Annotated in this window: 6 protein-coding genes; 2 read left to right on the forward strand and 4 right to left on the reverse strand. The window is 70.8% G+C overall.

The features are described 5' to 3' along the window. Positions 1–34 precede the first annotated feature (34 nt). The 3 genes from NGJ44_RS14400 to NGJ44_RS14410 all read right to left on the reverse strand — a co-directional run bounded on the left by NGJ44_RS14400 (position 35) and on the right by NGJ44_RS14410 (position 3,399). The gene (locus NGJ44_RS14400) at positions 35–991 is read right to left on the reverse strand and encodes an alpha-E domain-containing protein (RefSeq protein WP_053244469.1); all 957 of its coding nucleotides are present in this window, start codon (positions 989–991) and stop codon (positions 35–37) included. 2 nt (positions 992–993) lie between these two features. Next, positions 994–2,424, reverse strand: a complete 1,431-nt coding sequence (locus NGJ44_RS14405) for a circularly permuted type 2 ATP-grasp protein (RefSeq protein ID WP_251864352.1) — start codon at positions 2,422–2,424, stop codon at positions 994–996. A 315-nt stretch (positions 2,425–2,739) separates the two neighbouring features. Then, positions 2,740–3,399 carry a 5-formyltetrahydrofolate cyclo-ligase gene (locus tag NGJ44_RS14410; RefSeq protein ID WP_502802135.1) on the reverse strand — a complete coding sequence of 220 codons (660 nt, stop codon included), beginning with the start codon at positions 3,397–3,399 and terminating at the stop codon, positions 2,740–2,742. Positions 3,400–3,559: 160 nt separating this feature from the next. Between NGJ44_RS14410 and NGJ44_RS14415 the strand changes: the two genes are divergently transcribed. Further along, positions 3,560–5,698 carry a lytic transglycosylase domain-containing protein gene (locus NGJ44_RS14415; protein ID WP_251864354.1) on the forward strand — a complete coding sequence of 713 codons (2,139 nt, stop codon included), beginning with the start codon at positions 3,560–3,562 and terminating at the stop codon, positions 5,696–5,698. Further along, positions 5,695–6,783: a tRNA nucleotidyltransferase/poly(A) polymerase-related protein gene (locus NGJ44_RS14420; RefSeq protein WP_286012368.1), complete on the forward strand. Its 1,089-nt coding sequence runs from the start codon at positions 5,695–5,697 to the stop codon at positions 6,781–6,783. Before NGJ44_RS14415 ends, NGJ44_RS14420 begins: the two co-directional genes overlap by 4 nt. Before the next feature lie 18 nt (positions 6,784–6,801). On the opposite strand, the gene NGJ44_RS14425 is transcribed toward NGJ44_RS14420, so the two are convergent. Then, a partial coding sequence (locus NGJ44_RS14425; RefSeq protein WP_251864355.1) for a class I SAM-dependent methyltransferase occupies positions 6,802–7,941 on the reverse strand: 1,140 nt, incomplete at its 5' end.

Below are 7,941 nucleotides of genomic sequence, written 5' to 3' on the forward strand. Positions count from 1 at the left end.
CCAGGGTTAAGGCCCGTCGATGCCGGAACACGTCCTAGGCCGACAGCGGCAGCAGGAAGTCCTGGCTGATCCGGTTGCCCAGATCGTTGACGCGGTCCAGGAAGTGTTCCAGGTAGCGGTGCAGCCCGCCGGCGAGTATGTCTTCCACCCGGCCGTATTGCAGCTGCGCCCACAGCATGCCCGCGCGGCGCTCGGTTTCCCGCGAGCGCCGGTTGGAGACGCGCGCCAGGTCCCCGGCCACGGCGCGGATGCTGGCCAACAGCGAGCGCGGCATGTCGCCGTGCAGGATGAGGAGTTCGGCCACCCGGTCCGGCGTGATCACGTCGCGATATACCTTGCGGTAGATCTCCAGCCCCGACACCGAGCTGAGCAGGGCCGACCAGCGGTAGAACTCGCTCTGCTCCGCGGTCTGGCCCCAGGCGTCGGCCGCGCCGCCGCGCTCGTGGAATTTCACGTCCAGCATGCGCGCGGTGTTGTCGGCGCGCTCCAGGTGCATGCCGAGGCGCATGAAATAGAGCGCCTCGTCTTCCAGCATGGTGCCGATGGTGACGCCGCGCGCCAGGTGCGAGCGGAACTTGACCCACTCGAAGAACTCGCCCGGATTGCGCTCCGGCAGGCCGGCGTTCAGGAGCTTCTGCAGTTCCAGCCAGGTGGTGTTGTAGGTTTCCCAGACCTCGGTGGTGAGGCTGCCGCGCACCGCGCGCGCATTCTCGCGGGCCGCGCGCATGCAGGCGTAGATGGAAGAAGGGTTGTCCGGGTCGCGCACCATGAAATGCAGCACGTCCTGCGGCGAAATGGCGGCATGGCGGGCCTGGTACGGCCCCTGCAGTTCGGAGATGCGCAGCACGCCCAGCCAGGAGCCCTGGCGCATCTGCGTGTCCTGCGGCAGCAGCGACATCTGCAGGTTCACGTCCAGCATGCGCGCGGTGTTCTCGGCGCGCTCGGTGTAGCGGCACATCCAGAACAGGTTGTCGGCGGTTCGGCTCAGCATGTTCAGTCCTCCAGTACCCAGGTGTCCTTGGTGCCGCCGCCCTGGCTGCTGTTGACCACCAGCGAACCTTCGGTGAGCGCGACGCGGCACAGGCCGCCGGGCACGGTGCGGATATCCTTGCCGCACAGCACGTAGGGGCGCAGGTCCACGTGGCGCGGCGCTATGCCCGATTCCACATACGTGGGCACGGTGGAGAGCGCCAGCGTGGGCTGGGCGATGTAGTTGGCCGGATGCGCGCGCACCCGCTCGCGGAAGGCGTCCACTTCGGCGCGCGTGGCCGAAGGCCCCACCAGCATGCCGTAGCCGCCCGCGCCGTGCACTTCCTTGACCACGAGTTCATGCATATTGGCCAGCACGTGCGACAGGTCTTGCGGCTGCCCGCAGCGCCACGTGGGCACATTGGACAGCAGCGGCTCCTCGCCCAGGTAGAAGCGGATCATGTCGGGCACGTGGAGATAGGTGGACTTGTCGTCCGCGATGCCCGTGCCGATGGCGTTGGCCAGCGTGACGCGCCCCGCGCGGTACACCGACAGCAGGCCCGGCACGCCCAGCGCCGAATCGGCGCGGAAAGACAGCGGATCGAGAAAATCGTCGTCGATGCGGCGGTAGATCACGTCCACCTTGCGCGGGCCTTGCGTGGTGCGCATGTAGACCGTGTTCCGTTCCACGAAGAGATCCTGGCCCTCCACCAGCTCCACGCCCATCTGCTGCGCCAGGAAGGCATGCTCGAAATAGGCGGAGTTGTACATGCCCGGGGTCAGCACCACCACGGTGGGGTCGTCGCCGCCATGCGGCGCCACTTCGCGCAGGTTGTCCAGCAGCAGGTCGGGGTAGTGCGCCACCGGCCCGACCTTGATGCGGCTGAACGCGTCCGGCATGAGCCGCATGGACATCTTGCGGTTCTCCAGCATGTACGACACCCCCGACGGCACCCGCAGGTTGTCCTCCAGCACATAGAACTCGCCCGCGCCCGCGCGCACGATGTCCACGCCCGCGATGTGGCAATAAATGTCCTCGGCCACGTTCACGTCCTGCATTTCCGGGCGGTACTGCGCGTTCAGGAACACCTGCTCGGCCGGCACCACGCCGGCGCGCACGATGTCGTGCTCGTGATAGATGTCATGCAGGAACATGTTCAGTGCGCGCACGCGTTGCTTCAGTCCGGCCTCCAGGCTGCGCCATTCCTCGGCGGGAATGATGCGCGGGATGAGGTCGAAGGGGATCAGGCGCTCGGTGCCCGCCGCGTCGCCGGCCACGGAAAAGGTAATGCCGACCCGCCGGAAGGTGAGGTCCGCCTCCAGCCGGCGCGTGCGCATCGATTCGGCCGACTGCTCCTGGTGCCAGCGCTCGAACGCCTGGTAATGGGAGCGCGCCGCGCCGCCGGGCTCCCGCATCTCGTCATAGGCGGCGGGACGGCCGGTCGTGTGATTCATGGCTCCTCCATAGCGGTTGCGGCGGCCCGCTGGCCGGGGCCGTTTTCCGGCCCTGCGGGGCCGGCATGCACGTAGAACAAGCAACCCGTGTGCCAACTGCGGGCGACGGGGTCCGGAGGGAAATATCCTCCCCATGGCGGGCCGCCGCCATCCTCTTGGCGGATGAGGCGGCCGGCGAGGCGGCCGCGCCGCGCGGGGAGGTGGCGGGAGCCGGCGCTTTGCACCATTATGGTGCAAAGCGCCGGGCGGCGGTGGTGCGCGGCCCGCCCGGCGCGGGGACGCGAATGGCCTGGGGCGGGCGCCGGCCCGCGGGCGTCAGTTCATGCGGAACGATTGCAGCGGCGCGCCCGAGGGGCCCAGCGCGCCCGAAGGCGGCTGCAGCGCCCAGCCGTCTTCGGTGAGAACCGCGTCCAGCGGCTCGTCGTGGGGCGCGGCCTGGTAGCCGGCGTCGAGTTCGCCGCAGCGCCAGGCGACGCCGATGGCGAGGAAGTCGTGCCCCTTGGCCCGCAGCGCGGCCAGGGTGCGGTCGTAGTAGCCTCCGCCATAGCCCAGGCGGTCGCCATGGGCCGTATAGCCCAGCGTGGGCACCAGGATGACGTCGGGCACCAGGTCGGGGCCGGAAACCGGCTCCTGGATGCCGTAGGGGCCGGCGCGCATCTCGGCCTCGGGCGTCCAGGGCAGAAAGGCCAGCGGCGCGTTGCGTTCCCGCACCACGGGCAGCGTCACGGTCATGTGGGCCTCGGCCCATTGAGTCAGCAGCGGGCGTAGGTCCGGCTCATCCGGCATGGGCCAGAAGGCGGCCACAGTGGTGGGAGCCGGCCGGCCGGCGGCCACCGCCGCCTCGCGGGCCAGGTTCAGCCAGGTGTACAGGCGCCCCCGCATGAGCAGCGCGCCGCGGCTGCGCTGGTTTTCGGGCAGCGCGGCGCGTTGCTGGCGCAATCGCGCCCGCAGCCCGACTGCGTTATTCTCTGGCATATTTTTCTGCGTAGTCATGCGGGTGGTGGTCGATGGGGTGGACGGTGAAGTCGGAAACAGGAATGTGCGAAGCAACGCGCCGGGCCGCGTGCCGGACGACGGGCCGCTGCGCCCCGGACTGTCGCGTCCCGGACTGTCGCGCCCCGAAAAGGAAAGCGGCATGACCAGGATCGCGCACTTCCGACGGTATCAGAAATCGCCCCGAAAATCCGGCAGCGTGTCCGCCAGCCCGGCGTCCGGCCGGGGGCTGCGCGCCTGGCTGCCCCTGCTGGCCCTCTTCACGGCGGCCTGCGCGCCGGTGGGCGCGCAGCAGCGCGCGGCCTCGGTCAATGCGCAGCCGCAGGCGGCGGCGCCCCAGCCGGCCATCTCGGTGCCGCCGGCTGTGCTGGCGGGCCTGCCGTCCGAGCCCGATACGCCCGCGCGCGCCGCGGTGGTGGCCGCGCGCGAAGCCATGACCCGCAAGCAGTGGTCGGTGCTGGGCGCCCTGGCGCCCCAGGCCCAGGACGACCCGCTGGGCATGTATCCGGAATACTGGCTGCTGCGCTACCAGCTCTGGACCGTGCCCGCCGGCGAGCGGCCCACCGCGCAGTTGCAGCGCTTCATCAGCAGCAACCCCGACGCCTACCTGGCCGACCGCCTGCGCGGCGACTGGCTGCTGGCCGCCGCCCGCGGCGGCGATTTCGAAACCGTGCGCAAGCTGTCGCCGGTCCGGAACACCAATTCCCAGATCGAGTGCGCCATACTCGACGCGCGCCACATGACCGGGCAGCGCGTCACCGCGCGCGAGGCCATGGAGGTATTCGCGCCGGGCACGGCGTGCTGGGCCCTGTACGACCAGCTCGTGGCCGACCGCGTCCTGGGCTGGGATGAACTGGAGCCGCAATTGCGCGACGCCATCGAGGCCAACAAGACGGCCGATGCGCGCAGGTTCGTGCAATACATGTTCGAGCCCCGCGACCAGAAAACCTACGACCTGCTCATGAAAGACCCGATGAAATGGCTGACGCGGCAGGGCCGCATGCCGGTCGGGCGCAACGAAAAAGAGCTGGTCACCATCGCGCTGGCCCGGCTGGCCCGTTCGGGCTCGGACATCAGCGTGGCCGATTCCTACCTGCGGCGCGAATGGGCCAAGTCGCTTTCCCCGTCCAACCTGGCCTGGGTGCGCGGGCAGTACGCGCTGGCCGCGGCGCTCAACCAGGACAGCCGCGCGGACGACTGGTACCGCGAGGCCGGCCACGTCCGCATGACCGAATACAACGCCGCCTGGAAGGTGCGCGCCGCGCTGCGCCAACCCCGCATCGACTGGAAATGGGTGCTGGCCTCCATCGGCGAGATGCCCGCGTCGCAGCAGGCCGAGCCTTCCTGGGTGTACTGGAAGGCGCGCGGCCTGGCCGCGACCGGCCGCCAGGACCAGGCGCAGGCCGCCTACGCGAGCATCGCCGACCGCTTCGACTTCTACGGCCAGCTCGCCGCGGAAGAGCTGGGCCGGCGCATTACCGTGCCGCCCCGCCCGGCGCCCGTGACCGACGCCGAAATGGCCGAAGCGCGCGCCAACCCGGGGCTGCGGCGCGCGATTTCGCTTTTCCGCCTGGGCTGGCGCGCCGAGGCCGTGCCCGAGTGGAATTTCGCGCTGCGCGGCATGAACGACCGCCAGTTGCTGGCCGCCGCCGAGCTGGCGCGCGCGGAGAACATCTACGACCGCGTCGTCAACACGTCCGACCGCACGGAAAAAGAGTTCGACTTCAGCCAGCGCTTCATCGCGCCGTTCGAGGGGCGCGTCGCGGCCAAGGCCAACGCCATCGCGCTGGACCCCGCCTGGGTCTACGGCCTCATCCGGCAGGAGTCGCGCTTCATCACGGACGCCCGCTCGCACGTGGGCGCCTCCGGCCTGATGCAGCTCATGCCCGCGACCGCCAAATGGGTGGCCAAGAAGATCGGCATGACGGACTTCACGCCGGACAGCGTCAACGATTTCGACACCAACACCATCCTGGGCACCAATTACCTCAACATGGTGCTGCGCGACCTGGACGGCTCGCAGGTGCTGGCCAGCGCGGGCTACAACGCCGGGCCGCGCCGGCCGCAGACCTGGCGCGCCACCTTCACGCATCCGGTGGAGGGCGCCATCTTCGCCGAGACCATCCCCTTCACCGAAACCCGCACCTACGTGAAGAACGTGATGTCCAACGCCGTGTACTACGCCGCCATGTTCAGCGGCCAGCCGCAGTCGCTCAAGGAGCGCCTGGGCCTGATCGTGCCGCCGGGCGCGGGCGTGGAAACCGCCGCCAGGCTGCCATGACCCGCGATCCGGCGGTTCAGGGCCTGGACGTTTACGTGGTGGGCGGCGCGGTGCGCGACGCGCTGCTGGGCCTGCCCGCGGGCGACCGCGACTGGGTGGTGGTGGGCGCCACGCCGCAGGAGATGGCGCGGCGGGGCTTCGTGCCCGTGGGCGGCGACTTTCCCGTCTTCCTGCATCCGGTCACCAAGGAGGAATACGCGCTCGCGCGCACCGAGCGCAAGTCCGGGCGCGGCTACAAGGGCTTCACCTTCTACACCGGCGCGGACGTCTCGCTCGAAGACGATCTGCGCAGGCGCGACCTTACCGTGAACGCCATTGCCCGCACGCCCGAAGGCGAGCTGGTCGATCCGCTGAACGGCGCGGCCGACGTGCGCGCGCGCGTACTGCGTCACGTGGGCGAAGCTTTCGCCGAAGACCCGGTGCGCATCCTGCGGCTGGCGCGCTTCGCCGCCCGTTTCGCCGACTTCCGCGTCGCGCCCGAGACGCTGGAGCTGTGCCGCGATATGGTCCGGGCGGGCGAGGCCGACGCCCTGGTGCCCGAGCGCGTCTGGAAAGAGCTGTCGCGTGGCCTCATGGCCGGGCGGCCGTCCCGCATGCTGGAGGTGCTGGCGCAGTCGGGCGCGCTGGAGCGCGTCATGCCCGAGCTGGAAGGCGCGCAGGCCGTGAGCGCCGACCTGGACCGCGCCGCAGGCCGGAATCTGCCGCTGCCCGGGCGCTATGCGCTGCTGTGCCGCCTGAGCGGCGAGCGCGCGGCGCTGGGCCGCCGCCTGCGCGTGCCGGCCGAATGCAACGACCATGCGCGGCTGCTTCCGGTGCTGCTGCAGGGGCTGGCCGGCAGCGCGGATGCCGCCTCGCGGCTCGCCCTGCTGGAGCAGACCGACGCGCTGCGCAAGCCGGACCGTTTTTTCGAGCTGCTGGACGCGGCCGCCGTGCTCGGCCCGGTGGACGAGCCGGCCTGGCGGCGTCGGGTGCAGGCGGTGCGCGGCGTGGATGCCGGGGCCATCGCGCGCGCCTGCGCCGGCGATACGGCGCGCATCAAGCAGGCCGTGCGCGAGGCGCGGCTCGAGCGCCTAGCCGCCCTGTAGCGGGGCGCCGTCCGGCGCTCAGAGCTTGCCGAGCCGGTCGCCGCGCGCGAAGCCGATGAGCGGTTCGCGGATGCCCTTGCCCACGGCCAGCACCTTGAAGAGTTCGCCCATCTCCGCTTCGGACAGCAGTTTCTGCACCGGCGCCACGGCCTGCGCGTAGCCGCGCGTGTCCGCCGGATCCAGCGCCGCCAGCAGGTCCATCAGCCCCGCATTCATCAGGAAGCGCGCCTGCGACGTATAGCCCAGCACCTGCAGCCCGGCTTCCAGGGCGGCATCGGCCATGGCGGTGAAGTCCACGTGCGCGGTGATGTCCTGCAGGCCGCAGGCGGTGAACGGGTCGCCGTGGGCGTGGTGGCGCAGGTGGCACATCAGCGTGCCGCCGGCGCGCTGGGGATGGTAGTACTCGCTGCGCGGAAATCCGTAGTCCACCAGAATGGCCGCGCCGTTTTCCAGCCAGCCGCCCATGGCGCGCATCCAGGCCTCGGCCTGCAGGTTGATTTCCGACACATAGCCCGGCAGGGGCGGCATGCGCGCGGCCACGGCCTGGGCGAGTTCCGCGGGCGCGGGCCGGTCTTCCCAGACGAACCCGCCGGCGGCGTCCAGCGCCACCCCGCGTTCCAGCACCTGGCCGGACGCGCTCCAGCAAAAAAGGCGCACGGGCATGGCGTCGAGCACTTCGTTGGCCAGCACGCAGCCCGAAAAAGAAGAGGGCAGGGCCTCCAGCCACTGCACGCGCCCGCCATGGGGCGCCAGCCTTTCGGCCTGCCGCTGGCGCAGGTCGGCGGATACTTCCAGGATGAAGTAGCGGGTCTGCGTCAGGCCCAGCCCGTCGAGCTCGTTCAGCACCCCTGCGGCCAGCGCGCCGGTGCCCGCGCCGAATTCCAGCACCGCCTGCGTGCCCGTCTGCTTCAGGATCTGGGCGGCCTGCCGCGCCATCGTGCGCGCGAAGAGCGGCGTAAGCTGGGGCGCGGTGACGAAGTCGCCGCCCGGCAGGCCCGGCGCCTCGGGCGCCTCCGCCAGCTTGACGCTGCCGGCTGCGTAATAGCCCAGGCCGGGCGCATACAGCGCCTCCGCCATCCAGTGGTCGAAGGGCAGCCAGCCCGAGGCGGCCGAAATGGTCTTGCGCAGGTGGGCGGCGGCCCGGGCGCTGTGCTCGAG

This window comes from Achromobacter sp. Marseille-Q4962 (assembly GCF_943737005.1).
Taxonomy (GTDB): Bacteria; Pseudomonadota; Gammaproteobacteria; order Burkholderiales; family Burkholderiaceae_B; genus Achromobacter.

Bases quoted from the DNA above. Each gene is read 5' to 3' on its own strand.
- NGJ44_RS14400 (WP_053244469.1), bottom strand. From the start codon at position 991: ATGCTGAGCCGAACCGCCGACAACCTGTTCTGGATGTGCCGCTACACC.
- NGJ44_RS14405 (WP_251864352.1), bottom strand. From the start codon at position 2,424: ATGAATCACACGACCGGCCGTCCCGCCGCCTATGACGAGATGCGGGAG.
- NGJ44_RS14410 (WP_502802135.1), bottom strand. From the start codon at position 3,399: ATGCCAGAGAATAACGCAGTCGGGCTGCGGGCGCGATTGCGCCAGCAA.
- NGJ44_RS14415 (WP_251864354.1), top strand. From the start codon at position 3,560: ATGACCAGGATCGCGCACTTCCGACGGTATCAGAAATCGCCCCGAAAA.
- NGJ44_RS14420 (WP_286012368.1), top strand. From the start codon at position 5,695: ATGACCCGCGATCCGGCGGTTCAGGGCCTGGACGTTTACGTGGTGGGC.